This is a genomic window from Luteimicrobium sp. NPDC057192, from assembly GCF_042670205.1.
In the GTDB taxonomy this organism is placed as follows: Bacteria; Actinomycetota; Actinomycetes; order Actinomycetales; family Cellulomonadaceae; genus Luteimicrobium.
In genome coordinates, this window is record NZ_JBHUWD010000002.1 from 84,233 (window position 1) to 109,352 (window position 25,120).

The following is a 25,120-nucleotide window of genomic DNA, read 5'->3' on the forward strand; positions in this document are numbered from 1 at the left end:
CGGAGGAGAAGCTCATGGACCTCGGCATCGACGGGCGCGTGGCGGTCGTGACGGGTGGCGACTCGGGCATCGGGTTCGCTGCCGCCCGGGCGCTGCTCGACGAAGGCGCGCGCATCGTGCTCACCGACAAGGACGACGGCCCGCTCGGTCCGGCCGTCATGGAGCTCGACGCCACGGCGCCGGGCGCGGGACGGGTCGTCGGGGTCGCCGCCGACCTCACCGTGCCGGACGACGTCGCGAGGCTCGCGGAGCGGGCGCGGGCCGCCTTCGCCGACCCGGAGATCCTCGTGCACGCCGCGGGGACGACGGGCGCGACGGGCGACTTCCTCGAGACCGACGACGACGGCTGGCGGTCGACTCTCGAGACCGACCTCCTGGCGGCGGTCCGGACGGTCCGGACGTTCCTCCCGGCGATGCGCGCCGGCGGGCGCGGCCGCGTCGTGCTGGTCGCGTCGGAGGACGCCGTCCAGCCGTACCCCGACCAGCTCCCGTACTGCACCGCCAAGGCCGGGCTGCTCGCGTTCGCGAAGGGCCTGTCGAAGGCGTACGGCCCTGACGGCGTCCTGGTGAACGCCGTCTCGCCGGCCTTCGTGGCCACGCCCATGACGGACGACATGATGCGCGAGCGCGCCGACGAGCGCGGCGAGTCGTTCGACGACGCCGTCCGCTCGTTCCTCGCCGAGGAGCGGCCGGGCATCGCCGCGGGTCGCCGGGGCGAGCCGGACGAGGTCGCGGCCGTGATCACGTGGCTGTGCTCGGAGCGCGCGAGCTACGTGCTCGGCTCGAACTGGCGTGTCGACGGAGGGTCGGTCGCGACGGTGTGAGCCGCCGCCGGCGCCGAACGGGGATCGGGGCGGCGCCCGACGACGCGCTCAGCCCTCGGCGCCGCCGAGGAGGCGGTCGAGCTCGGCGGCGCTCAGGGGACCGTCGTCCCCGGAGCGGGCCGCGACCGCCTCCACGAGATCTTCCGCGACCGTCCGCAGGCGCACCTCGCGGCGTGACCCGGCCTCGCGCAGCGCACCGAAGGCGGCATCGGCGTCACCGCCCCGGACCGCCATGACGATCCCCTTGGCCTGCTCGATGGCGCCCCGGCTCGCGGCGGCGGCGCGGATCGACTCGGTCGCCTGGGCCTGGCCGGCGCTGCGCTGCGTCGCCGTGAGGTCCACGAAGTAGCCGGACACGGCGACGGGCTCGCCGTCGTCGTCGAGCACCGCGCGCCCCACGACGGCCACGGTCCGCACGGTGCCCGAGGCGTTGAGGATGCGGTGCACCGAGCTGAAGGGCTCACGCGAGGCGACGGCCTCGCGCACCACGTGGTCCACCTGGACGAGGTCGTCCGGATGCTTGTGCGCCGCGAGCAGCTCGGCCGAGGGCACGACCTCCCCGCGCTCGAAGCCGTGCATCTCGAAGACCTCGTCGGACCACCACCAGCGGTCCGTCGCGAGGTCCACCCGGAACCGGCCCACGTCGAGGCTCTCGCCGACCGCCAGCGCCTGCTCGTGGTCCAGGTCGGGCCCTTCAGTGCTCATGCTGGGATCGTAGCCCGGCGCCGCGGCGCGGCGACGGCCGGTCCTGGTGACCGCCGCTCGCGCGGCTGTGACCTGCACGGGGGCACCGGACGGGTAGGCTGGGGCGACCGGGTGAACCCCGGCGGGCCCCGCGGGTTGAGCAGCCAATCCGTCAGGGGCGCGTGGCCCCGCGCGCATCGCGCGCGAGAAGGAAAACTGATGACGAGCGAGGCTGCTTTCGACGTGCCCGCCGAGGGTGCGAGGTCGGAGGTCGGGACCGCGGTCGAGCCCGCCGGCTCGGAGCTCGGCGCCGGGTGGTTCCGGGTCGACGCCCTCGACCGCTCCTGGTGGTCCGACGGCATGTACGCGCTGCACGGGCTGGCCCCCGGCGAGGTCGTGCCGACCGCGGCACTGCTGCTGGCGCACCAGCACCCGCAGGAGCGGAGCCGCGTCGCGGCGCTGCTCGAGCGCGTCGCGGTGGACGGGGTGGCCCTCGCCTGCGCGAGCCGCCTGGTGGACTTCGACGGCCGGACGCACGACGTGGTGCTGAGCGCCGAGCCCGACGGCGAGGCGGCCGACGACGGCCGCCGCCCGCTGCGTGGGACGCTCGTGCTCCTCGACGGCGTGGTCGGCGAGCTCGCCCGACGGCGGGCGGACGTCCAGCTCGAGCAGGCGCTCGAGTCGCGGAGCGTGATCGACCAGGCGAAGGGCGTGCTCGCGGCCGCGGGCGGCTACGACGAGGGCGAGGCGTTCGACGCCCTGCGCGCCGTCTCGCAGCGGCGCAACGTCCGCGTCCGCGTGGTCGCGGACGAGGTGGTGCGCGGCGCCCGGGAGGTCGGCGCACGCGCGCCGTCGCCGTGGCTGGCGGAGGTGCTGGGGGAGGGGCCGCGGCCCGCCTCTTCTGCCGAGAGCTCCTGACGGCCGACGGTTGCCGTCTTCACCCGCGCGCCGTACGGTCAGGGCACGGTCAAGTCACGGCCGATGCGCAGGTTTCGAAGGACGTGGGATGGGATTGGCGCACGCGTGGGCGGCCGACGACGGCGCGGTCCCGGCGGCCGGGGTCGACGACGCGGTCTCGAGAGAACCGGCGCCGCGAGGACGGTTCGCGTACGAGCTCGAGACCGACACCTGGTGGTGGTCGGACGGCACCTACCGGCTGCACGGGTTCGAGCCCGGCGAGGTGGTCCCGACGACCCGCCTCGTGCTGGCGCACAAGCACCCGGACGACCGCGAGCGCTTTCGCGCGCTCTTCGCGGCGGGCTGCCGCAGCGGTGAACCGTTCGTGAGCCTGCACCGCATCATGGCCGCGTCCGGCGACATGAAGGACGTCGTCCTCGCGGCACAGGCCGTGCGCGACGAGCACGGTGAGGTGGCACGGCTCGTCGGGAGCTTCCTCGACGTGACCGCGGTCCTCGCGGCCCGGGCTGCCGAGGTCGTGGACGAGAGCGTCCGCCGGGCCGCGGAGAGCCGCGCCACGATCGACCAGGCGAAGGGGATCCTCGGCGCGAGCTGGCGGATCTCGCCCGACGACGCGTTCGAGCGGCTGCGCCGGGCGTCCATGCGCACGAACGTGCCCGTCCGGGAGCTCGCGGCGCAGGTGGTGCGGCGCGCGTGCGCCCCCCAGGACGAGCCGGGACCGGGGCCGCGCCTCGACGACTGAGCGCGACCCCGGCCCCGGCGACCACGAATAGGCCGGGCGACGGCTCGACGCCTGGCTCCTTCGTCGCGGTCGGCACCTTCGTCGGGGTCGGTCGCTCTCAGTCGGTCGGCGCGTCCGCCCGGCCGGCGGCGGGCGGCGGTCCGTCGACCACGCCCGCGAGCTGCGCGAGCCGCTCCCACGAGCGGTGCAGGCCGAGCGCCTCCCGCAGGGGCGTCGCGAGTGCGGCCCGGTCGTCCGTCGCGTGCACGCCGGGCGCCTCGGCCGCCACGCCGGCGGCCGCGAGGACGTCGGCCCCGTCCCCGACGGCGGCGATCGCCTTGCCGTGCCGGAACGCCTCCTGCAGCAGGACGACGGTCCGCGCGTCTGCCCCGAGCGCCGTCCCCGCGACGCCGTCCGCCACGACGACGGCGTCGAACTCGATCGACCGGGTGGCGGCGATCGTGCGGTCGACGGGCGCGGTGGCGCCGTCCGCCCCGGTCACGGTGCCGCCGTGGTCGGCCACGACCCGCACGACGACGTGCTCGGGTCCGAGCGCGTCGGTGAGGGCCGTCGCGGCCGCGAGGTCGGCCCCGTCGGTCGCGAGCACCCCGACCACGCGCCCGTCGACCCGGCCCGGTTCGGCGGGCCGCTGGGAGAGCGCGGGGGAGGGCGCGACGTCGGGCACGTCGGCGGGCGCGGGTGCCGGCAGCCCCAGCTCGCGTGCGACCCCGGCCGCGAGGTCGCCGTCGACGCGGGCGAGGACCGCGACCTCCCGGGCGCGGACCTCCTCGTCGGTGCACTTGGCCAGCTCGAACGCGAACGCCGCCTCGAGGTGCGCGCGCTCGACCGGCGACAGGGACAGCAGGAAGAGCCGTGCCTGGCTCGTGTGGTCCTCGAACGACGCCGGCTGCCAGCGGCCCTTGGCGCCCTGCACCGGGGTCGGGAGCGTGACGAACGCGCCCTCGGGGGTGCGGACCGGCAGGTCGCCGTCGAGGTGGTTCGGCACGTACGGCGTGATGCCCTCGTGGATCGCGCTCTGGTGCATGCCGTCGCGCAGCATGTCGTTCACGGGTGCGTGCGGCCGGTTGATCGGGAGCTGCGAGAAGTTCGGGCCGCCGAGCCGCGTGAGCTGGGTGTCGAGGTAGGAGAACATCCGGCCCTGCAGGAGCGGGTCGTTGGTCGCCTGGACGCCCGGGACGAGGTGGCCGACGTGGAAGGCGACCTGCTCGGTCTCCGCGAAGAAGTTCGCCGGGTTGGCGGTCAGCGTCAGCAGGCCGACGCGCTGGACGGGGCACAGCTCCTCGGGCACGATCTTCGTCGGGTCGAGGAGGTCGATGCCCGCGAACGTCTCCGACGGGTCGTCCGGCATCACCTGCAGGCCCAGCTCCCACTGCGGGTACGCGCCCGACTCGATCGCGTCGGCCAGGTCGCGCCGGTTGAAGTCCGGGTCGGCGCCCTGCGCGAGCTGCGCCTCCTCCCACACGAGCGAGTGCACCCCGAGCAGCGGCTTCCAGTGGAACTTGACCAGGCACGTCGACCCGTCGGCGGCCTCGAGCCGGAACGTGTGGACGCCGAAGCCCTCCATGGTCCGGTAGCTGCGCGGGATCGCCCGGTCCGACATGCCCCACATCACCGTGTGGGTCGCCTCGGTGTGCGAGGAGACGAAGTCCCAGAACGTGTCGTGCGCCGTCTGGGCCTGCGGGATCTCGCGGTCCGGGTGCGGCTTGGCGGCGTGGATGAGGTCGGGGAACTTGATCGCGTCCTGGATGAAGAAGACGGGGAAGTTGTTCCCGACCAGGTCGAACGTGCCCTCGTCGGTGTAGAACTTGGTGGCGAAGCCGCGCACGTCCCGGACCGTGTCGGCCGAGCCGCGCGACCCCAGGACCGTCGAGAACCGGACGAAGACGTCCGTCTCGCGGCCCTCCTCCGCGAGGAAGCCCGCCTTGGTGAGCGGGGCGGCGTTCCCGTACGCGCGGAAGACGCCGTGCGCGGCGGCGCCACGCGCGTGCACGACGCGCTCCGGGATCCGCTCGTGGTCGAAGTGCGTGATCTTCTCGCGCAGGTGGTGGTCCTCGAGCAGCACGGGGCCCCGTGGCCCCGCGGTGAGGGAGTGGTCGGTGTCGTCGACGCGCGCTCCCTGGGCCGTGGTGAGGCGGTCGCCGTCCTGCGCGGGCGGGGTCGGCGGGATGCCTGTCCTGGGGTCCTGGCGGTCGGTCATCGTGCTCCTCCTTCTATCCCTTGCTACCGGTCGTGGCGATGCCCTCGACGAAGTACCGCTGCCCGAAGAAGAACAGCAGGATCATCGGGACGGTCGTGATGACGCCGGCGGTCACCACGACCTCCCACTGCGACTCCCCGCCGGGGCCGAACTGGTCGACGAGGGACTTGAGCCCGCGGGGGATGGTGAACGTGTTCGCGTCCTGCAGGTAGACGAGCGGGCGCATGAGGTCGGTCCAGGAGGCCTGGGCCTCGAACAGGAACGTCAGGACGAGCGCGGGCCGGCACAGGGGCACGGCGATCCGCCAGAACGTCGTCCACTCGCCCGCGCCGTCGATCGTCGCCGCCTCGAACGGCTCGGGGGGCAGCGTGAGGAAGAACTGGCGCAGCAGGAAGATGTAGAACGCCGACCCGAACAGGTTCCCGGCCCACAGCGGCACGTTGGTCCCGACCATGCCCAGGTCGTGCCAGATGAGGTAGGTGGGGATGAGGGTCACGGCACCGGGCAGCATCATCGTCGCCAGCACCACCCCGAACAGCACGCCCCGGCCGCGGAAGCGGAAGTGCGCGAAGCCCCACGCGACGAGCGCGCTCGAGACCGTCACGGTGCCCGCCGCGAGGACCGTGACGACGACCGTGTTGCCCAGCCAGAGCGCGAGCGGCGCGTCCTGCCAGACGGTCACGTAGTTGGCGAGCGTCGGGGTCGCGGGGACCAGCCGGTTGTCGAACACCTCGGACCGGGGCTTGAACGACGCGCTCACGAGCCACAGCAGGGGGTAGACGAACGCGACCGTCGCCACGACGAGCGCCACCAGGAGCGCGCCGCGCCCCACGAGGCGGCGCGCGCGGCGGGGAGCCGGGCGGCGCCCGACCGCGGCCCGCGGGCCCCCGGCACGGGCGCCGTCGTCGGGACCGCGCAGGGGGACCGGCACGGCGGTCTGCCGAGCGGGCGTGGCCGCCGTCACCGCTGCTCCGCCTCGTAGTAGACGAAGCGCCGCGACAGCAGCAGCTGGACCGCCGTGATCGCCATGATCACGACGAACAGCAGCCAGGCCAGCGCCGACGCGTACCCCATGTGGAGCTCCTGGAAGCCCTGCTGGAACAGGTAGATGACGTAGAACAGCGCGGCGTCGTTGGAGTACGTCGAGTTCCCGGCGCCGAAGTAGGCCGTGTACGCCTCGGTGAACGTCTGGAAGCCGCCGATCGTGTTGACGACCACGATGAAGAACAGGGGCCCGCTGATCATCGGGACGGTGACCGTGCGGACGCGCCGCCAGTAGCCGGCCCCGTCGACGCGGGCGGCGTCGTAGAGGTCGGCGGGCACGCCGCGCAGCGCGGCCAGCAGGATCACGACCGACGCGCCCACGGTCCACAGGCTCATGAGCACCAGACCGGGCTTGACCCACGCGGGGTCGGTCGTCCAGGACGGCCCGGTGATCCCGAACCACCCGAGCACGCGGTTGACGAGCCCGTACTGCCCGTTGAACAGCAGGAGCAGCAGCACCCCGATCGCCACCGGCGGCGTCATCTTCGGGAGGAAGAACGCCGTCCGGAAGAAGCCCGACGACCGGCCCACCCGCTCGAGCAGGAGCGCCAGGAGCAGCGCGAGCACGACGTGCAGCGGTACCGAGAGCGCCGTGAACACGAACGTGTTCCACAGCGACTGCGCGACCTTGGGGTCGGAGGCGAGCTCGCGGTAGTTGGCCAGTCCCACCCAGCGGGGGTCGTTGATCGCGTCGTAGTCGGTCAGCGACAGGTACGCGCTGTAGAGGATCGGCCACGCGGTGAAGACGAGGAAGCCCAGGATCCAGGGGCTGATGAACGCGAGGGCCGCCCGGCGGGAGTGCCGCTCGTGCGCCCCCGCCCGGCGGCGCCGGCCGGCCGTCGGCGGGGGAGCGGCCGGCACCCCGGGGGCGAGCGTGGGGGACGCCGTCACTTGCCGGTCCTCTGGTCCCAGCTCGCCCACGCGTCGTCGAGCGCCTTCTGCGCCTCCTGCTGCGCCTGGGCGAGCGCCTCCTGGGGCTGCTGCTGGCCGTTGAGGACGCGGTTCACGGCGTCCTGCCACGCCGTCTTGAACGCCGCGTCCGCCGGGTTGGCGGGCATCGCGAAGGTGTGGTCGTTGGCGTCGTAGATCGCGTCGATCGCCGACTTCCACGGCTCGGGCGCGTTCTTCGGCACGTAGCGCTCGCGGATCTGCTGGTCCGCCGCCTTGTTCGCGGTGAGCAGCCCCGTGAAGAGCTGGTCCGACGCCGTGCGGCTCGAGACCCGGTCCTTGGCCGCGGTGAGCCAGGCGTCGGTCTCCGTCATGAGCCGCGCGAAGCGGCAGGCTGCCTGCGGGTTGGCGGCGCCCTTCGGGATCGCCCACGCGTTGCCCGACGTGAACGCGAGCGGGTCGCCCTTCGTGTCGCGGACCGTGTCGAACGCGAGGGGCGCCGACGGGCTGACCTCGTTGAGCGTGTTGACGTACCAGTTCTCCATGGGCATCGCGCCGAGGGTCCCGGACGCGAACTGGTTGCCCTTGCCGAAGAAGTCGGCCGAGTCGCGGAACGTCTTGACCCCCGCGAACCCGCCCTGGTCGCGGTAGATCCCGGCTGCGAACTCGAGCGCCTGCACGACGCGCGGGTCGTCGAGCTGGGCCTTGCGGCCGTCGGCCGAGATCAGGTCGGCCCCGTTCGCCTTCGCCCACAGCGGCAGGAACTCGGGCAGCTTCGAGTCGTAGCCGATGACGCTGACCTTCCCGCCCGCGTGCTTCGCCATGGCCTTGTTCGCGGCGGTCACCGCGTCCCAGCTCGACCCGTTCACGTCGTCGAGGGTGACGTCCGCGTCCGCGAGGAGGTTCTTGTTCGCCATCGTCAGCTCGACCGTGGAGAACTCGGGCAGCCCGTAGACGTGCTTCGCGAACGTGACCTGCTGGACGGCCGAGCCGACGAACTGGGACGGGTCGACGTGCTCGCTCGCGAGGCAGTCGTCGAGCGGCACGATCGCGCCGCGCGACGCGAACGTCCCGATCTGGTCGCGGCTCGCGTACACGAGGTCCGGCGGCTTCCCGCTCGCGACGGCGGACAGGAACGCCTGCACGTCGAGCTCGCCCTGCGACAGCGCGATCTTCACGCCCGGCATCGCCGCGGCCGCGCGGTCGTACCGGTTCTTGCCGACGTCGTCGCCCGTCCCGAACCCCATCACGTGCAGCGAGCCGGACACCGTCGCCTGGCTCGTGAAGGACGGGGACGCCTGGTCGCTGCTGCCGTGCGCGCAGCCCGCCAGCAGGAGCGCGCCCGCACCCGCGACGGCAGCCGCGCCGCCCCACGGGCGAGGACGGACGAAGAGCGGACGGGCGCCCGCCGGGAACCGGGACATGGGACCTCCCCAGGCGTGCGGTCGGCGGGACCTGGGCTCCGTGACCGCGATGCCGGGCGTCTTCCTCACCCTCACCGCCAGTCTCGGCCCGAGCGCCGCTGCTCGCTCGGCGAACCGTTCTCCACCGGGCGACGTGCGTAGCGGACGGGGGTCCGTAGCGTGGGAGACGGTCGAGGAGAGGCCGGCGCGCCCGCGCGGCGCGCACCCGTGCGACCACAGGAGACCGCCATGGCAACCGGAGAGACCGGGTTCGGCGACGTCACGTTCGACCTCATCTCGGTGCAGTACCACTCGCTCAAGGCAGGCCACGACTACGGCCAGTACGTCCGCGACGCCCGCAACGCGGGCCTCGAGGAGGTCGCGTCGTTCTTCGAGACCGTCATGGCCGAGGACTCGGAGCGCGCCGCGCGCTGCCACGAGCTGCTCGCCGAGCTCACGCGCTCGGGCACCGACCAGGCCTGAGGCGCATGGACAGCGCAGCGGGCGTGACGCGCCCGCGCTCGTTCTCGCGCGCCGTCGTCACCGGCGGCGCCGGCTTCGTGGGGAGCCACCTGTGCGAGGCGCTCCTCGCGGCCGGCACCGCGGTGGTGTGCGTCGACGACTTCTCCACGGGGCGGCCCGTCAACGTCGCGCACCTGCGGGACGACCCCGGCTTCACCCTGGTGGAGCGCGACGTCACAGCAGGCCTCGACGGCGCGGCCGGCTCCCGGCCCGTCGACCTCGTGCTGCACCTCGCGTCGCCGGCGTCGCCCGTCGACTACCTGCGGCTCCCGCTCCAGACGCTCGACGCGGGCTCGCTCGGCACCCGGCACGCCCTCGGGCTCGCCCGCGAGCACGGCGCCCGGTTCGTGCTCGCGTCCACCTCCGAGGTGTACGGCGACCCCAGCGTCCACCCCCAGCCCGAGGACTACTGGGGCAACGTCAACCCCGTCGGCCCCCGGAGCGTCTACGACGAGAGCAAGCGGTTCGCCGAGGCCCAGACCGCCGCCTGGCGGCGCGCGACCGGGCTCGACGCCGGGATCGTCCGGATCTTCAACACCTACGGTCCCCGGATGCGCTCCGACGACGGGCGGATGGTCCCCACGTTCGTCGAGCAGGCGCTCGCGGGCGGTCCGGTGACGGTCGCGGGCGACGGGTCGCAGACGCGGTCGCTGTGCCACGTGTCGGACCTCGTCCGCGGGATCCTGGCGTTCGCGGCCCGCGGGGGCGCGGGGCCGGTGAACCTGGGCACGGACGAGGAGCGGACCGTGCTCCGTGTCGCGATGGACGTCGTGGCGGCCGTGGGGTCGGGCTCGTCCGTGACGTTCGTCGACCTGCCGACCGACGACCCGCGGCGCCGTCGGCCGGACCTGGGGCGCGCCGAGCGCGAGCTCGGCTGGCGCCCCCGGACGTCCTGGGCCGACGGGCTGCGGGACACCGTCGACTGGTTCCGCGAGGCCCGCGCCCGTCAGGGCCAGGACGCCTCGCCCGAGGCCATCACGAGGAGCTCGCGGATCTCGCACCCGGCGGGCTGACGCAGCGCCGTGACGACCGCCTGCGCGACGTTCGCGGGGTCGTTGAGGTCGGCGTCGGGGCCCGGCTTGTACTGCTCCGGGCGGCCGTCGAAGAAGCCCGTGCGCATGCCGCCCGGGACGAGGCAGGTGACCCCGACCCGCCCCGCGAGCTCCGCCGCGAGCGACTGCGAGAACCCGCGGATCGCGAACTTCGACGCGCTGTAGGCCGTCGCGTCGGAGGCGCCGCGCAGCCCGAGCGTCGACGACACCGTCACGACGCGACCACCCGAGCGCACGAGGTGCGGCAGGGCCGCCCGCACGACGGCGACGGTCCCGAACAGGTTGACGCGCAGCACGCGCTCCCAGTCGTCCGCGGGGATCTCGGCGAGCGGTCCGCACGCGTCGATCCCCGCGGCGGTCACGACGGCGTCCGGCGGCCCGACGGCGAGTGCGAGGTGCTCGACGGCCTCCGCGGCCGCCGCGCCGTCGGCGAGGTCGACCTCGACGGACGGCACCGACGCACGCGGCGCGACCCGGTCGAGGACGGCGGGCTTCCCGCCGCAGGCGAGGACGGCCTCGACGACGGCGGCGCCGAGGCCGGCCGAGCCGCCCGTCACGAAGACGGTGCCGAGGGGCCGTGGCTGCGGGCCGGCGGGGGGAGGGGACAGCGGGGACTCGGTCACGGGACCGCTCCTTCCGTGGGGGACTGGTCGGGGTCGGCGCCGGGTGCGGTGCCGGCGAGGATGAGGCTCGTCGAGCGGCCCTCGACGTACGGCAGCAGGACGACGCGGCCCCCGTGCGCGCGGACGACGTCGGCCTCGGGCAGGTCGCCCTCGGCGTAGTCGCCGCCCTTGGCCCACACGTCGGGGCGGAGGGCGTCGAGGGCAGCGCGCGGGTCGTCGTCGTCGAACACGACGACGTGGTCGACGCCGGCGAGCGCACGGAGCACCCGGGCGCGGTCCCGCTCGCCGACGGCGGGCCGGCGCGGCCCCTTGAGGCGGCGCACCGACGTGTCGGAGTTGAGCAGGACGACGAGCGTGTCGCCGAGACGCGCGGCCGCCTCGAGCAGCGCGACGTGGCCGGCGTGCAGCACGTCGAAGCAGCCGCCCGTGGCGACGACCGTCCGGCCCTCGCCGTGGAGCCGGTCGCGCAGCGCGGCGAGGTCGTCGGGTGCGTCCTCGGCGGTCGCCCCGACCGCCTCTCCCGCCCCGCGCCGGAACCCCTCGGCGCCGCCGGCCCCGACCCACGCCGTCGCCGCGCCGACGGCCTGCCGGACGGCGTCGGCCAGCGGCACACCGTGGCCGAGACCGACCGCGAGGGCGGCCGCGAACCGGTCGCCCGCGCCGCACGGGTCCCCGGCCACCCCGTGCGCGGGCACGTAGAGCGGCTCGTGGGCGTCGGCCGCGAGGTAGGCGCCCTGCTCGGCGGCCGTCACGCACACCGCCCCGACGTCCCAGGCCTCCCGCAGCGCGCGGGCGAGCGTGGCGGGGTCGCCGTCCGGCGGGAGGCCGAGGTCGGCCGCGGCGTCGCGTGCCTCGTCGAGGTTCGGCGTGACGACCGTCACGCCCGGCACGGGAGCCCCACCGCGCGGGTGCGGGTCCCAGACGACCGGACGGGTGCGCGCGGCGTCGGCGACGGCCGCGCGGACGGCCGGGTCGTGCGTGGTGCCGCCGCCGTAGTCGGAGACGAGCACGGCTCGCGCGGGGGCGACCGCCGCCTCGAGGGCGTCGGGGGCGACGTCGACCGGGGCCGCGGGCCCGCCGTCGTCGACGCGCACGATCGTGCGGCCCGCCGAGCGGACGCGCTGCTTGCGGCGCGTCGAGCCGTCCTGCGCGAGCGGGACCACGTCCACGCCCGCCGCGGCCAGGTCGGCGGCCAGTGTGCCGGCGTCCCGGTCGGTCGCGAGCGGCGCCACCAGCCGGGTCGGGGCCGACCGGGCGCACAGGAGCGCCGCGAGGCCCGCGCCGCCCGGGCTGCGCCGGACCGCCAGCGTGTCCACGACCGGCACCGGCCCGTCGGGCGCGAAGCGCGTCACCTGGCCGTCGACGTCCTCGTCGAGCACGACGTCGCCGAGCACGACGACCTCCGGCGACCCCGCCCCGGGCGGCTCGACGGCCGACCGTGCGGCGGCGCTCGACGATGCCCGGACGTGGCGGTCGATCGCGGCGCACAGGCCGTGCACGGCGACGAGGTGCGCCTCCTGGACGGTCGACGTCTCGCGTGCCGGCACGCACAGCGCGTCGTCGCACACCGCGGTGAGCGGGTTGGGCCCGGCGCCGGTCAGCGCCCAGGTCGTCAGGCCGAGCGCGCGGGCGCGACCGGCGGCGGTGAGCACGTTCGGGCTCCTGCCCGACGTCGACAGGACCAGCAGGACGTCGCCGGCGCGGCCGTGCGCGGCGACCTGCCGGGCGAACATCTCGTCGGCGCCGTAGTCGTTGACGATCGCGGTGAGGCTCGAGGTCTCCGCGTGGAGCGCGATCGCCGACAGCGGGACCCGCTCGCCCTCGAACCGGCCGACGAGCTCGGCGGTGAGGTGCTGGGCCTCCGCGGCGCTGCCCCCGTTGCCGGCCACGAGGAGCCGGCCGCCCGAGAGCGTGAGGTCCGCGAGCCGCCGCGCCCAGGCGTCGAGGCGGTCCTCCTGGCCGGCGAGCCAGTCGAGCGCCGCCGCGAGGCCGGCGACGTGCCGTGCGAGCCCGCTCATGCCGTCGCCGCCTGGGCGAGCTGGTCGACCAGGAGATCGCGGTCTGCGCCCAGGTGGGCGACGGGCACGCGCGCGACGTCGCGTCCCGCGGCGACGGCGCGGTAGGTGTCGAGCGTGCGGCGCGCGACCGTCTCCCAGCCGTAGTAGCGCTCGGCTCGCACGCGGGCGGCCGCGCCGAGGCGCTCGGCGCCCCGCGGGTCGGCGTGCAGGCGCTGCAGCGCGCCGACGAGCGCGTCGGGGTCGCGGGGCGGCACGAGCACGCCCGTGCGGTCCGGGAGCACCGTGTCGAGGAGCCCGCCGACGGCGGCGCCGACCACGGGCCGCCCGCACGCGGCCGCCTCGAGCGGCACGATGCCGAAGGGCTCGTACCAGGGGTCGCAGACCACGACGTCGCAGGCGCGCATGAGGTGGCGGACCTCCTGCTGGGAGACTCCTCCGACGAGCCGCAGCCGGTCGCGCACGCCGAGGTCGTCGGCGAGCTCGAGCAGGCGCCGGGCCTCCTCGTCGTCCGCGAGCTCCCCGGCGGGCGGGCCGCCCGCGACGACGACCTCGAGCGCCGGCATCGCGGCGAGCGCCCGCACCACCGTCTCGGTGCCCTTGCGCTCGACCAGCCGCCCCACGCACAGGGCGTGGAACCGGTCGTCGCCCGGTCGGCTGGCGCGGGCCGTCCGGTCGAGCGCCGGCGTGAACCTGGCCAGGTCGACCCCGCAGGGGACCACGGTCACGCGCCGGGGGTCCATGCCGAGCGCGACGAGCTCGCCCACCTCGTCGGTGCAGGTCGCGATCACGGCCGCCACCGACGAGCACAGGCGGGCCTCGAGCGCGATCCGCTCGTGCGGGCTGGTGTCCTTGGCGCCCTGGTGCCGCCGCTTGACCGAGCCGAGCGCGTGGAACGTCTGGACGAGCGGGACGCCGGTGCCCGCGGTCGCCCGCAGCCCGGCGACGCCGGACATCCAGAAGTGCGCGTGCACGACGTCGGGCGGCCTGCGCGCCCACGTGCGCCGGAGCACGTCGCCGAACGTCGACATGAACGGCAGGAGCTCGTCCTTGGGCAGGTGCTCGGCCGGCCCGGCGTCGACGTGGACGACGTCCAGGCGCGGCGCGACGTGCACCGCCGTCGGCAGGTCCGGGTCGTCGCGGCGCGTGTACACGGCCACCTCGTGGCCGAGGTGCGCGAGCCGCCGGGACAGCGCGTCCACGTGGACGTTCTGCCCCCCGGCGTCGACGCCACCGAGCACCGCGAGCGGGCTCGCGTGCTCGGAGATCATGGCGATCCTCATCCGGCCACCTCCTTCAGAAGCCGGTCCCATCGGTCGAGGAACCGGTCGTGGGCGTAGTGCTCGAGGACGTGCCGACGTCCCGCGAGGCCCTGCTCGCGGGCCTCGTCGGGGTCGGCGAGCCAGCGCCCGAGGGCGCGGGCGAGCTCGTCGGGGTCCGCGCTGACCACCCCGGCGCCGGGCGGGACCGCGCGCGGCGCCTCGGTGGACGCGGCGGCCGCGACGGGCACGCCGAGGGCCATCGCCTCGAGGAGCGAGAGCCCCAGGCTCGTCCAGCGGTACGGGTGGAGGTAGGCGCGGTCCCGGGCCAGCTCGGCGTGCAGGCGCGCCTGCGGCAGGTCGTCCACGAGGTCGAGGGGCGCCCCGGCGGGCCGCGTGCGCGCCTGCCACCCGAGCTCGCCCACCCGCATGCCGTAGACGACGGAGGGCAGCTCGGCCGTGACGGCGAGGAGCAGGTCGGTGCCGGCCACGCGGCTGCGCCGCACGGGCTCGTTGACCACGGCGGCGACGCGCGCCCGCTCGCCGGTCCACCGGTGGCCCGGGTCGGGGACACCGTGCTCGACGACGACCGTGCGCGCGGGACCGGAGTCCCACAGCAGCGCGTTGAAGTACGTCACGTGCGCGAGGGGGACGCGGCCGTCCCGCACGACGTCGAGCGCGAGCGCGGGGTGGCGGGTCGAGGCGGCAGCGCCCGTGGGGGCGTTGTGCTCGAGGTAGACGGCCGGGAGGTCGACGCCGACGCGGCGCCCGGTCCAGCGTTCGACGAGCGCCACCTCGTGCGGGCGCTGCAGCACCGCGACGTCGAGCTCGTCGGCCTGCGCGCGCAGCGCGTCGGGGGTCGCCTCGCTGACCGTGGACGGCCAGTCCCAGGTCCGCGCGCGGCCGCGGCCGTCCGGTCCCCGTCCGGGCAGGACGGGCACGACGTACTCGTGCGGCCCGGCGACGAACGTCGTCGTCCACGAGCCGTGGACGTGCCAGAGCAGGATCTTCATGCCGTCACCGCCGGGAGGGTGGAAGGGATGGCCGCCGCGGCCGGGGGAGGACCGGCGAGCCGGTCGACGGCGTCCGCCACGGCGCCGGGCTCGACGTCGAGGCAGGGGTGCCCGGCCAGCGGGCACGTCCGGGCGCGGGTGCCGCGGCAGGCCGCGTGCGGGTCGCCGAGGCGCTCGCAGGGCACGCCCCAGGGGCGCCAGCGTTCCCACGGGACGACCGGCGCGAACAGCGAGACGACGGGGGTGCCGACGGCGGTCGCCAGGTGCGCGGGACCCGTGTTGCCGACCACGACGCAGCCCGCGCCCGCGAGCAGGGAGGCGAGCTCGGCGTAGCCCGTGCGACCGCCGCGGTCGACGACGCCCGCACCGCCGCCCGCGGTCGCGCAGACCGCGCGGGTGAGGGCGACGTCACCGGGACCGCCCGTGACCACGACGGCCCGGCCGCGCCGCGCGAGCTCGGCCACGACGCGTCCGGCGGTGCCGGGCGACGGCGCCCGGGCGGGCACGGCGGCGCTCGGGTGCACGACGACGTAGGGCCCGGCGGGAGCGAGGTCGCCGGCGCTCGGCAGGGGACGCGCCACGGCGAGGCGCGTGTCGTCGTCCGCGGGGAAGCCGGCCGCCTCGACGACGCTCAGCATCGCCTCGACCTCGTGCGCCCCGGCGGGCCGCGGGTGCCGCACGTCGAGCAGCGAGCCGGGGTAGTCCTCGCTCGTCGCGACGACGCGCCCGACCCCGGCGAGACGCAGCAGCAGCGCCGTCGGCAGCGGGCTCTGGTGGAACGAGGTCAGGACGATCCCGACGGCGTACCGGCGCCCGGCGAGCTCGGTGACGAGCGCGTCGACCGCCACGGGGTCGACGGCGGGCGGCCGGACCCCCGCCCAGGGGGCGTCGAAGCGCAGGACGTCGCGCACGCCGGGCAGCAGCCGCGCCGCCTGGAGGCCGTCGCCCGAGACGAGCAGGTCGACGGGGCCTCGGCGGGCGACCGTGCGCACGGCGGGCCCCGCGAGGAGCACGTCGCCGTCGCTGTCGAGGCGCACGACCAGGGTGGGGGCGCTCATCGGACCCCCTCCGCGGGGGCGGGCGCGAGCACGGGACCGAGCGCCGCGACGGCCTCGTCGAGGGTCGCGGCGACGCAGGGCGCCGCCGCGACCTCGGCAGCCTCGGTGACCGGCGTGGGGACGAGGACCGCCGGCGCACCCGCCGCGACGGCCGCCGCGACGTCGGACCCGATGTCCCCGACCACGGCGCACTGCGCGGGCGCGAGCCCCAGGTCGCGTGCGGCGGCGAGCACGAGGCCGGGCGCGGGCTTGCGGCACGCGCAGCCGTCGCCCGGCGCGTGGGGGCAGACCTGCCACGTGTCGAACGGGCCGAGCAGCCCGGCGACACGCGCGTCCACCGCGGCGAGGCGCTCCGGGCCGACCAGGCCGCGTCCGACGCCCGACTGGTTCGAGACGACGCCGACCAGGATCCCGCGGGCGCGCAGGTCGTCGAGCACCTCGCGGGCGCCGGAGACGGGCACCACGCGGGCCGGGTCGTCGTTGTAGGGCACGTCGTGGACGAGCGTGCCGTCCCGGTCGAACAGCACGGCCCGCACGCGCGGCGGCCACGGCTCGGGCGGCTGTCGCACGACACGCACCGACCCGGCGACGCGGTGCGCGACCGCGGCGAACGGGATGAGCGCGCTCGTCCACGCCATGCGACGCAGCTCGGGGGAGAACCGCGGGTCGCCCGGCCGCGGGCCGGGTGCGAGCCGCAGACCCAGGAACCAGCCGGTGAGCGCGAGCCACGCGCCGGCGGCCGTCGCGGCGGCGTGCGGGCGGCGCAGGGCCGCGGCGACGATCCCGGCGGTCGCCGCGCCCACGGTCCACGCGTGCCGCGAGAGCAGCCCGCGCCCGGTCTCGGCCGAACGGCGCCACGCCGGGCCGTGCAGCGCCCGCATGAGCGCGTCGTCGCGCGTGCCCGCCTGGACGCGCAGGCTCACGGCGTCGTCCGCGGGGCGCACCGGGTGGCGCACGACGCGCGCACCCGTCGCGAGCTCCCAGCCCGCCCCCCGGACCCGCAGCGCGAGGTCGGCGTCCTCGCGGTAGGCGCGGGGGAAGCGCTCGTCGAACCCGCCGACCGCGACCAGGGCGTCGCGCCGGTACGCCATGTCGGCGGTGGCCCACGCGGCCCGCTCGAGGCCCTGCGTCACGCGCTCCCAGTCCGTCGGGCGTCCGTCGTGGTCCAGCGGCACCTCGATGCGGCCCTGGACGCCACCGGTCCGCGCGCCCGCGGCGGCGAGGTCGCGCCGCAGCCCGGCGGCCCAGCCCTGGGGCGGCAGGACGTCGTCGTCGAGGAAGACGACCCACCTCGTGGCCGGCAGGGTCCGCCAGCCCGCGTTGCGGGCGGCTGCGGGCCCGCGGCCGCCCGACCGGACGACGCGCACGTCCAGGCCGGGGTACGGGCCGGCGGCGAGAGCCGGAGGAAGCGGCCCGCGCGGGTCGAGGCGCCGGTCGTCGGCGAGCACGACCGGGAGGGGCTGCCCGCCCGGCCCGGGCTCCTCGGCGGCGCGCACGCTCGCGGCGAGCGCGTCGAGCAGACGGTCGAGGCTCGGGCGCCCGACGGTCGGGACGACGACCCCGAAGGATCCCGGCCCGCTCACGCCGTGCCCCCGAACGCGTCGGCGCGGCGGACCAGGTGCGGACCGAGGACGAGCAGGTCGACGGGCGCCGAGCCGAACAGCTCGAGCGCGTGGCGGGGGTGGTCGACCATGGGACGTCCGGCGGTGTTGAGGCTCGTGTTGATCACGACCGGCAGGCCGGTGCGCCGTGCGAACGCCCGCAGCGTCGCGTGGAGGCGTGGTGTCGTGGTGTCGACGGTCTGGATCCGGGCGGTCCCGTCCACGTGCACGGCGGCGGCGATCCGCTCCCGCCACGCGGGGGCAACCGTGTGCACGAAGAGCATGTACGGGCTGGGCAGCGGGCCGTCCGAGAAGATCTCCGCCGCGCGGTCGTCGAGCACCATGGGCGCGACGGGCCGGAACTGCTCGCGCCCCTTGACGGCGTTGAGCCGTTCGAGGTTGGCGCGCGGGCCCGGGTGCGCGAGCAGGGACCGGTGCCCGAGCGCGCGCGGCCCGAGCTCCGAGCGCCCGTCGAACCAGGCCACGACGCCGTCGGCCGCGAGCACCGCGGCGACCTCGTCCGCGAGGTCGGCCGGGGTCGTGAAGGGCAGCCGTGCCGCGCGCAGGAAGCCGGCGAGCTCGTCGTCGGACCAGGCGCGGCCGAGGTCCACGCCGGGCATGGGCACCAGCGGGTCGCCCGCCTCGGCGGCGAGCTGGAGCGCCGCCCCGAGCGCCGTCCCTGCGTCGCCCGCCGCGGGCTGGACCCAGACGTCGTCGAACCCGGCCTCGCGCCACACGCGCGAGTTGGCGACGCAGTTGAGCGCGATGCCACCCGCGAGGGCCAGCGCGTCGTCGCCGGTGCGTGCGTGCAACCACCGCGCGAGCGCGACGAGCGTCTCCTCGAGCACGAGCTGGACGGACGCCGCGAGGTCCGCGTGCGGGCCGCGCCACGACTCCTCGGTGAGCGTCGCGTCGGGACGACGCCGCGGCGCCCACCGGCTCCAGTCGGGCGGCCGGGCGACGAACGTGCCCTCGCCGCGCACGTGCACGTGCTCGCGGACGGCGTCGGCGAAGCGCGGCTCGCCGTACGACGCGAGGGCCATGACCTTGAACTCGTCGCTCGAGCGCAGGAAGCCCAGGTGCTCGGTCAGCGACTCGTAGACGAGCCCGAGCGAGTCGGGCAGCTCCTGCTCGGCGAGGACCTCGAGCTTGCCCTGGTCGTACCGGCCGGCGAGGCACGACGTGCTCTCGCCGCGCCCGTCGAGGCTCAGGACGCTTGTGACGGGGTGGGGCGAGGCGAGCGCCGCGGACGCCGCGTGCGCCACCTCGTGGGGGACGAACCTGACCCGCGACCGGTCCAGGCCGGGCAGCGCGGTCGCGAGGAACGCGGGGGCGCGGCGCGCGTAGTCGAGCCGCAGCCAGTCCCACGGGTCGTCCAGGCCGACCTCGTCCGCCGGCCGTGCGAGCGCCGGGTCGAACGAGTACCCGACGGCGTCGAGGTCCCCGGGTTCGAGGCCGCCCGCCGCGAGGCACCACGCCATTGCTTGCTCGGGCAGCTCCCAGGCGGCGAAGGGGACGGGCCGCTTGCCGTGCTTGCGGCGCGAGAAGCGCTCCTCCTCGGCGGCCGCGACCACCTGCCCGTCGACGACGAGCGCGGCGGACGGGTCGTGGAAGAGGGCGTTGACCCCGAGGACGCGCATCGCGGAACCTCCCGGAGCGTGGCCCGTGGGCCGACGCGGTGGTGAGGGTCGAGGTTCCGCAACCCGCTCCCTTCACCCTCGGTGCGAGAAGCGCTGCTCGCATCTTGAACCGCTTCTCGCACCTCGCCGCGCCCGCGACCGTCGCGACCTGGACGTCCTCCCACGGCACCAGGAAGGCGCCGCGGTGCCGGCGCCGCAGCCACCACGCGATCGCCCCCTCGGCGACGCAACCGCTCCTCCCCGCATGCGTAGGGACGGACCGCTCCCTAGCGTGGTGCGTGCTGCGTCGGGAAGGGGGCGTGCGGACCGCCGACGACGCCCGGGCCCCGGGCGTCCGGGGAGGCACCCGTGCTCGTCCACGCGCCACACCCCACGCACCTCCACGGTGCTCCGGGCCACGGGTCCGGGACCGACTCCCGGTCCCGGGTGCCGTCGCCGCCGAGATCCCCGGGACGCCCCTCGCCGGGAGCGGGAGTCGCACCGTGAGGATCAGCGTGGTCGGCTGCGGCTACCTCGGCGCCGTGCACGCCGCCGCGCTCGCCGAGCTCGGCCACCACGTCGTCGGCCTCGACACGGACGCGGCGCTCGTCGCGGCGCTCGAGGAGGCGCGACCGCCGTTCTACGAGCCCGGGTTCGACGACCTCCTGCACCGCGCCCGGGACCGCGGGCGGCTCCGCTTCACGACCGACCCGGCGGCGCTCGCGGGCGCGCGCGTGCACTTCGTCTGCGTGGGCACGCCCGAGGGCGACGGCGGTGCGGCGGACCTGCGGTACGTCGACGCGGCGCTGGCAGAGCTCGCGCCGTCCCTGCGACCCGGCGACCTGGTCGTCGGCAAGTCGACGGTCCCGGTCGGCACGGCACGGGGGCTCGCGGGCCTCGTGCCGGCGAGCGTGGGGCTCGCGTGGAACCCGGAGTTCCTGCGGGAGGGCCACGCGGTCGCCGACACGCTGCGCCCGGACCGGCTCGTGTACGGGGCCGAGGGGCCGCGAGCGGCCGAGGCGGTCGGCATGCTCGACGACGTCTACCGCCCGCTGCTGGCGGCCGGGGTCCCGCGCCTGGTGGTGGACCTGCCGACGGCGGAGCTCGCGAAGGTCGCCGCGAACGCCTTCCTCGCGACCAAGGTCTCGTTCGCGAACGCGATGGCCGAGGTCTGCGCCGCCGCGGGCGGCGACGCGGTGGCGCTGACGCGGATCCTCGGGCGGGACCCCCGGATCGGTCCCGCGCACCTCGGGGCGGGCCTCGGGTTCGGGGGGAGCTGCCTGCCCAAGGACGTGCGCGCGTTCGCGGTCCGCGCCGAGGAGCTGGGCGCGCCCGGGGCCGCGGCGCTGCTGCACGACGTGGACGCCCTCAACGACCAGGCGCTCGCGCGCGTCGCGGCGCTCGTCGAGGCCGGGCTGGCGGGCGCCTCTGGTCGCCGGGTCGCGGTGCTCGGCGCGGCCTTCAAGCCCGACAGCGACGACGTGCGCTGCTCGCCCGCCCTGGCGCTCGCGGGGACCCTCCGGGACGGGGGAGCGGACGTCGTCGTGACGGACCCCCGGGCGCTCGACCGCGCCCGTGCCGCCGCACCCGGACTGGCCTGCGCGACGACGGTCGACGAGACCGTCCGGGGCGCCGACGTCGTGGTCCTGGCGACCGAGTGGGACGAGTACCGGGCCCTGGACCCGGCCCGGCTGGGCCGGCTCGCCGCACGCCGCGTCCTCGTCGACGCGCGGCACGCCGTCGACGCCGACGGCTGGCGCGACGCGGGCTGGCGAGTGCTGGCCCCGGGCCGGACCGAGCCGCGCCGCCCCGGGGCAGGGGCGACGCGGCCGCGCGGCGTCGGCGGTCAGAAGACGGGCTTGCCGCCCGTCACGCCGAGGACCGTCCCGGACACGTAGCTCGCGTCGCCCTCCGAGGCGAGGAACACGAACGCGGGCGCGCACTCGGCCGGCTGGCCCGCGCGGCCGAGCGGCGTGTCGGCGCCGAACTTCTCGACGTGGTCGGGCGGCTGGGTGGCGGGCTGCAGCGGCGTCCAGATCGGGCCGGGCGCGACCGCGTTGACGCGGATCCCGCGGGGACCGAGCTGCGCGGCCAGGTTCACGGTGACGTTGTTGATCGCCGCCTTGGTCGCGGCGTAGTCGACGAGCGCCGGGGACGGCTCGTACGCCTGGATCGACGACACGTTGATGATCGAGCTCCCGCGCTGCAGGTGGCGCAGCGCCTCGTGCGTGATCCAGAAGAGCGCGTAGAGGTTCGTCTTGAGGACGCGGTCCAGCTCGTCCGTCGTGAGGTCGTCGATCGACTCCCGACGCGCGGCCTGGAAGCCCGCGTTGTTCACGACGACGTCGAGGCCGCCCAGCTCCTCGGCGGCCTGGCCCACGATGTCGCGCGCCGACCGCTCGTCACGCAGGTCGCCGGGCAGGAGCACGGCGTTGCGGCCCGCCTCCCGGACCCAGTGCGCCGTCGCGTCGGCGTCGTCCTGCTCCTCGGGCATGAACGCGATCGCGACGTCGGCGCCCTCGCGCGCGAACGCGATCGCGACGGCGCGGCCGATCCCCGAGTCGCCGCCGGTGATGAGGGCGCGGCGGCCGTCGAGCCGGCCGTGGCCGACGTAGCTCTGCTCGCCGTGGTCGGGCTCGGGCGACATGGCGCCGGTCAGGCCGGGGGGCTCCTGCTGCTGGGCGGGGAAGGGGGTCTCGTCGGGCATGGTGGGCTCCTCGGTCACGGGCGTGCGGGCCCCTCCTCGACCCGGTCCCAGGCTAGGGACGGCGTGAGCGGTTCGCACGCGGGCCGTCGTCCGCGGCGACGTCCGGTCCGTCGCCGTCCTCTTCCTCCGCGTCCTTCGCCGTGAGGGGCGTCGCGACGTCCTCGAGCGACTTCTGCTCGGCGCCCACGCCGAGGAAGAGCGCGACGACGCCGCCCACGACCATGAGCGCGGCCCCCACGTAGTAGCCGACCGCGATCCCCGTGATGTCGTGCTGGGCGCTCGCCGAGTCGATGAGCCGGCCGAAGACGAGGGGGCCCGTGATCCCGCCGACGGCCGTCCCGACGGCGTAGAAGAACGCGATGCACAGCGCCCGGGTCTCGAGCGGGAAGACCTCGCTCGCCGTGAGGTACGCCGAGCTCGCGCCCGCCGAGGCGACGAAGAACACGGCCATGCCGAACACGGTGAGCGTGACGGCGGTGAGGCTGCCGAGCATGATCCCGGCGACCGCGAGGAGCACCCCCGAGACGAGGTACGTCGCGGAGATCATCGGGACGCGGCCGACCTTGTCGAACAGCGGCGCGAGCACGAGCGCCCCGACGAAGTTGCTGACGGCGAACAGCGCCAGGTAGACACCCGTCTGCCCGACGCCGAGGAACGTCTGGAGCGTGTCGCCGTAGGTGAAGAAGAACGCGTTGTAGAGGAACGCCTGGCCGACGAACAGGGCCAGGCAGAGCACGGTCCGGCGCGGATACTCCGAGAACACGGTCCGCGCGATCCGGCCCAGGCCGATCGTGCGGCGCTGCCGGACGGTGATGGCGTCGTCGTCGGGCACGTCGGCCAGCTCGTCGCCGGTCTGCTCGCGCACGGCGTCCTCGACGTCGGCGACGATGCGCTCGCCGTCCTTCTCGTGCCCGTGGACGAACAGCCAGCGGGGGCTCTCGGGCACGTTGCGCCGGACGAACAGGATCACCAGCCCGAGGGTCGCGCCCAGCGCGAAGCACAGGCGCCAGCCGAGGCCGGCCGGGACGAGGTTCGGGTCCAGCAGGGGGATGGTCACGAGGGCGCCACCGGCTGCCCCGAGCCAGTAGGACCCGTTGATCGCGATGTCGGTCCTGCCGCGGAAGCGCGCCGGGATGAGCTCGTCGACGGCCGAGTTCACGGCCGCGTACTCGCCGCCGATGCCCGCGCCCGTGACGATCCGGCACGCGAAGTACATGAGCGGGCTCACGGAGAAGGCGGTCGCCACGGTCCCGACGAGGTAGACCGCGAGGGTGATCATGAACAGCTTCTTGCGGCCGAAGCGGTCGGTGAGCTGGCCGAACAGCAGCGCGCCCACGCACGCTCCCGCGACGTAGACCGCGCCGGCGAGGCCGATGTCGCTGCTCGTGAGCCCGAGCCCGTCCGACGACGACTTGAGCGCCGCGGACAGGTTGCCGACGATCGTGACCTCGAGCCCGTCGAGCACCCACACGGTGCCGAGCCCGACGACGATCATCCAGTGCCAGCGGGCCCACGGCAGCCGGTCGAGCCGCGCGGGGACGGTCGTCGTGATGGTGCCGAGCTCGGACCTGTCGTCGGACGTCGTCGTCATGCAGCCCACGGTAGGGACGGCGGCGCGCTACGCACGTCCGGCCGCCCGGGCCGAGCGAGCGGGGACGCGGAGCGTCCGGAGGTGCGCAGCGCACCGCCCCTCCGTAGCGTCGGAGCATGAGCCAGACCTTCACGTACCGCGCCGTCCTGTCGGGCGGCATGCAGTCCGCCCACCAGATCGGCTCCTCGTTCGAGGCCACGGCCGACGAGGCCCCCGCGCGCCTCGACGCGCTGCTCTCCGAGAACTGGCAGGAGCCCGGCGCGCTCGTCCGGCTGCAGCGCGCCGGCGAGCAGGGCTGGGAGGACACCGGCATCGAGGTCGCCGTCGACGACTAGCGGGCGGGCACCCGGACCCGGGTGCCCTCGGCCCCCGCCGCCTCGTCCGCCTGTGCGCCCAGGTCGTCCTGCGACGTCCACGCCGGCGCGGCGCCCACCAGGGCGTCGAGGCGCTCGAGCCGCTGGCGGGAGACGTCGTCGGCGGGCGTCAGGACGATGAGCCGGTCCCCGCGCTCGCGGTCGAGCCACAGGCTCTGGAAGTGCACGTCCACCCGCCCGACCCGCGGGGACCGGTAGCGCCGCAGCGACGTCCGGTCGCCCGCGACGTCGTAGGAGTCCCAGAACCGCGCGAACTCGGACGAGCTCTCCCGGAGACGGTCCAGCAGCGCGTGCCAGCGCGGGTCGTCGCGGTGCTCGGGCTCGCGCCCGCGCAGGCGCGCGACGATCTCGCGGAGCACCACCTCGTCGTCCACCAAGGCCTCGCGCCACCGGCGGTCGGTGAACATGAGCCAGGCGCAGTTGCGGTCCTCGGGCGGGTAGGCGTCGAGGTCGGCGAAGAAGTACCGGTACGCACGGTTGGACGCGACGAGGTCGTAGCACTCGGTCTGCACGGCGGCGGGGAACGGCAGGAGCTGGGCGAGCACGGCGACGTGCTCGGGCCGCACGCGGGTGGGCGCGGGACGCCGGGTCTCGGGGGCCCGGCCGGCGAGCGCCAGGAGGTGGCGGCGCTCCGCGGCGTCGAGCCGCAGCACCCGCGCGACCGCCGCGAGGACCTGGTCGGAGGCGTTCCGCGCCCGGCCCTGCTCGAGCCACGTGTACCAGGTCACGCCGACACCGGCCAGCTGCGCTACCTCCTCGCGGCGCAGGCCGGGCGTCCGCCGCCGGCCCCCGGGCGGCAGCCCGACGTCGCCGGGCGAGACCCGTCCGCGGCGCTCGCGCAGGAACGCGCCCAGTGCGGCCCGGTCGGGGGCGACGGTCGTCATGGTCCCAGTCTCGCCGGTCGCCGTGACCGCAGCCAGGTGGTGCTGGTACCACGATCACCAGGCTCCTGGTACCAGGATCGCCGTGCCCGGGATCGTCGACGG

21 protein-coding genes and 1 pseudogene are annotated in these 25,120 nt (G+C 75.9%); 7 read left to right on the forward strand and 15 right to left on the reverse strand.

What is annotated here, in order from left to right; translation table 11 throughout:
- The first annotated feature begins 14 nt into the window (after positions 1–14).
- Entirely contained in the window at positions 15–824 is an 810-nt protein-coding gene (locus ACFT5B_RS01860) for an SDR family NAD(P)-dependent oxidoreductase (RefSeq protein ID WP_386796272.1), read from the forward strand.
- A 48-nt stretch (positions 825–872) separates the two neighbouring features.
- Here the strand turns inward: ACFT5B_RS01860 and ACFT5B_RS01865 are convergent, their stop codons facing one another.
- Positions 873–1,529, reverse strand: coding sequence for a PAS and ANTAR domain-containing protein (locus ACFT5B_RS01865; protein WP_386796273.1), 657 nt, complete (start codon positions 1,527–1,529; stop codon positions 873–875).
- A gap of 198 nt (positions 1,530–1,727) precedes the next feature.
- Between ACFT5B_RS01865 and ACFT5B_RS01870 the strand changes: the two genes are divergently transcribed.
- A complete protein-coding gene (locus ACFT5B_RS01870; RefSeq protein WP_386796274.1) occupies positions 1,728–2,426 on the forward strand; it encodes an ANTAR domain-containing protein in 699 nt (232 codons plus the stop codon).
- 88 nt (positions 2,427–2,514) lie between these two features.
- Positions 2,515–3,168 carry a PAS and ANTAR domain-containing protein gene (locus tag ACFT5B_RS01875; protein ID WP_386796275.1) on the forward strand — a complete coding sequence of 218 codons (654 nt, stop codon included), beginning with the start codon at positions 2,515–2,517 and terminating at the stop codon, positions 3,166–3,168.
- A 97-nt stretch (positions 3,169–3,265) separates the two neighbouring features.
- Here the strand turns inward: ACFT5B_RS01875 and ACFT5B_RS01880 are convergent.
- The 4 genes and pseudogenes from ACFT5B_RS01880 to ACFT5B_RS01895 form a co-directional block, all read right to left on the reverse strand.
- Positions 3,266–5,401 (reverse strand): annotated as a pseudogene (locus tag ACFT5B_RS01880) (catalase); the annotation flags it as partial.
- Entirely contained in the window at positions 5,379–6,329 is a 951-nt protein-coding gene (locus ACFT5B_RS01885) for a carbohydrate ABC transporter permease (RefSeq protein WP_386796276.1), read from the reverse strand. The pseudogene ACFT5B_RS01880 and the gene ACFT5B_RS01885, both read right to left, overlap by 23 nt.
- Positions 6,326–7,300 (reverse strand): carbohydrate ABC transporter permease, encoded by a 975-nt coding sequence (locus ACFT5B_RS01890; RefSeq protein ID WP_386796277.1) that lies wholly within the window; start codon positions 7,298–7,300, stop codon positions 6,326–6,328. Before ACFT5B_RS01890 ends, ACFT5B_RS01885 begins: the two co-directional genes overlap by 4 nt.
- Positions 7,297–8,721 carry an ABC transporter substrate-binding protein gene (locus ACFT5B_RS01895; RefSeq protein WP_386796278.1) on the reverse strand — a complete coding sequence of 475 codons (1,425 nt, stop codon included), beginning with the start codon at positions 8,719–8,721 and terminating at the stop codon, positions 7,297–7,299. The genes ACFT5B_RS01890 and ACFT5B_RS01895 overlap by 4 nt, the downstream gene beginning before the upstream one ends.
- Before the next feature lie 228 nt (positions 8,722–8,949).
- Here ACFT5B_RS01895 and ACFT5B_RS01900 point away from each other — a divergent pair, with 228 nt between their 5' ends.
- Entirely contained in the window at positions 8,950–9,183 is a 234-nt protein-coding gene (locus ACFT5B_RS01900) for an acyl carrier protein (RefSeq protein WP_386796279.1), read from the forward strand.
- A 5-nt stretch (positions 9,184–9,188) separates the two neighbouring features.
- The gene (locus ACFT5B_RS01905) at positions 9,189–10,235 is read left to right on the forward strand and encodes an NAD-dependent epimerase/dehydratase family protein (protein ID WP_386796280.1); all 1,047 of its coding nucleotides are present in this window, start codon (positions 9,189–9,191) and stop codon (positions 10,233–10,235) included.
- Here ACFT5B_RS01905 and ACFT5B_RS01910 read toward each other — a convergent pair.
- Genes ACFT5B_RS01910 through ACFT5B_RS01940 form a run of 7 tightly spaced genes read right to left on the reverse strand, consistent with a single transcriptional unit; the run spans position 10,169 to position 19,483 of the window.
- Entirely contained in the window at positions 10,169–10,897 is a 729-nt protein-coding gene (locus ACFT5B_RS01910; protein WP_386796281.1) for an SDR family oxidoreductase, read from the reverse strand. The two genes, ACFT5B_RS01905 and ACFT5B_RS01910, sit on opposite strands and share 67 nt — an antisense overlap.
- Positions 10,894–12,915: a PfkB family carbohydrate kinase gene (locus ACFT5B_RS01915; protein ID WP_386796282.1), complete on the reverse strand. Its 2,022-nt coding sequence runs from the start codon at positions 12,913–12,915 to the stop codon at positions 10,894–10,896. Before ACFT5B_RS01915 ends, ACFT5B_RS01910 begins: the two co-directional genes overlap by 4 nt.
- Entirely contained in the window at positions 12,912–14,195 is a 1,284-nt protein-coding gene (locus ACFT5B_RS01920; protein ID WP_386796283.1) for a glycosyltransferase, read from the reverse strand. Before ACFT5B_RS01920 ends, ACFT5B_RS01915 begins: the two co-directional genes overlap by 4 nt.
- On the reverse strand, positions 14,192–15,184 hold the full coding sequence (locus tag ACFT5B_RS01925) for a glycosyltransferase family 4 protein (RefSeq protein WP_386796284.1): 993 nt from the start codon (positions 15,182–15,184) through the stop codon (positions 14,192–14,194). The genes ACFT5B_RS01920 and ACFT5B_RS01925 overlap by 4 nt, the downstream gene beginning before the upstream one ends.
- Positions 15,181–16,242 (reverse strand): glycosyltransferase family 9 protein, encoded by a 1,062-nt coding sequence (locus ACFT5B_RS01930; RefSeq protein WP_386796285.1) that lies wholly within the window; start codon positions 16,240–16,242, stop codon positions 15,181–15,183. The genes ACFT5B_RS01925 and ACFT5B_RS01930 overlap by 4 nt, the downstream gene beginning before the upstream one ends.
- Positions 16,239–17,825 (reverse strand): HAD-IIIA family hydrolase, encoded by a 1,587-nt coding sequence (locus tag ACFT5B_RS01935; protein WP_386796286.1) that lies wholly within the window; start codon positions 17,823–17,825, stop codon positions 16,239–16,241. Before ACFT5B_RS01935 ends, ACFT5B_RS01930 begins: the two co-directional genes overlap by 4 nt.
- The gene (locus ACFT5B_RS01940) at positions 17,822–19,483 is read right to left on the reverse strand and encodes a carbamoyltransferase (protein WP_386796287.1); all 1,662 of its coding nucleotides are present in this window, start codon (positions 19,481–19,483) and stop codon (positions 17,822–17,824) included. Before ACFT5B_RS01940 ends, ACFT5B_RS01935 begins: the two co-directional genes overlap by 4 nt.
- Positions 19,484–19,965: 482 nt before the next feature.
- On the opposite strand from ACFT5B_RS01940, the gene ACFT5B_RS01945 reads away from it, so the two are divergent.
- Positions 19,966–21,360, forward strand: a complete 1,395-nt coding sequence (locus tag ACFT5B_RS01945; RefSeq protein WP_386796288.1) for a UDP-glucose dehydrogenase family protein — start codon at positions 19,966–19,968, stop codon at positions 21,358–21,360.
- On the opposite strand, the gene ACFT5B_RS01950 is transcribed toward ACFT5B_RS01945, so the two are convergent.
- Together ACFT5B_RS01950 and ACFT5B_RS01955 are read right to left on the reverse strand one after the other, a co-directional pair.
- On the reverse strand, positions 21,309–22,169 hold the full coding sequence (locus tag ACFT5B_RS01950; RefSeq protein ID WP_386796289.1) for an SDR family oxidoreductase: 861 nt from the start codon (positions 22,167–22,169) through the stop codon (positions 21,309–21,311). The two genes, ACFT5B_RS01945 and ACFT5B_RS01950, sit on opposite strands and share 52 nt — an antisense overlap.
- A gap of 52 nt (positions 22,170–22,221) precedes the next feature.
- Complete coding sequence (locus ACFT5B_RS01955) at positions 22,222–23,760, reverse strand: MFS transporter (RefSeq protein WP_386796290.1); 1,539 nt, start codon at positions 23,758–23,760, stop codon at positions 22,222–22,224.
- Positions 23,761–23,876: 116 nt separating this feature from the next.
- Between ACFT5B_RS01955 and ACFT5B_RS01960 the strand changes: the two genes are divergently transcribed.
- Positions 23,877–24,095 carry a hypothetical protein gene (locus tag ACFT5B_RS01960; protein ID WP_386796291.1) on the forward strand — a complete coding sequence of 73 codons (219 nt, stop codon included), beginning with the start codon at positions 23,877–23,879 and terminating at the stop codon, positions 24,093–24,095.
- Here the strand turns inward: ACFT5B_RS01960 and ACFT5B_RS01965 are convergent.
- Positions 24,092–25,018, reverse strand: a complete 927-nt coding sequence (locus ACFT5B_RS01965; protein WP_386796292.1) for a helix-turn-helix transcriptional regulator — start codon at positions 25,016–25,018, stop codon at positions 24,092–24,094. The genes ACFT5B_RS01960 and ACFT5B_RS01965 overlap by 4 nt on opposite strands.
- Positions 25,019–25,120: the final 102 nt, after the last annotated feature.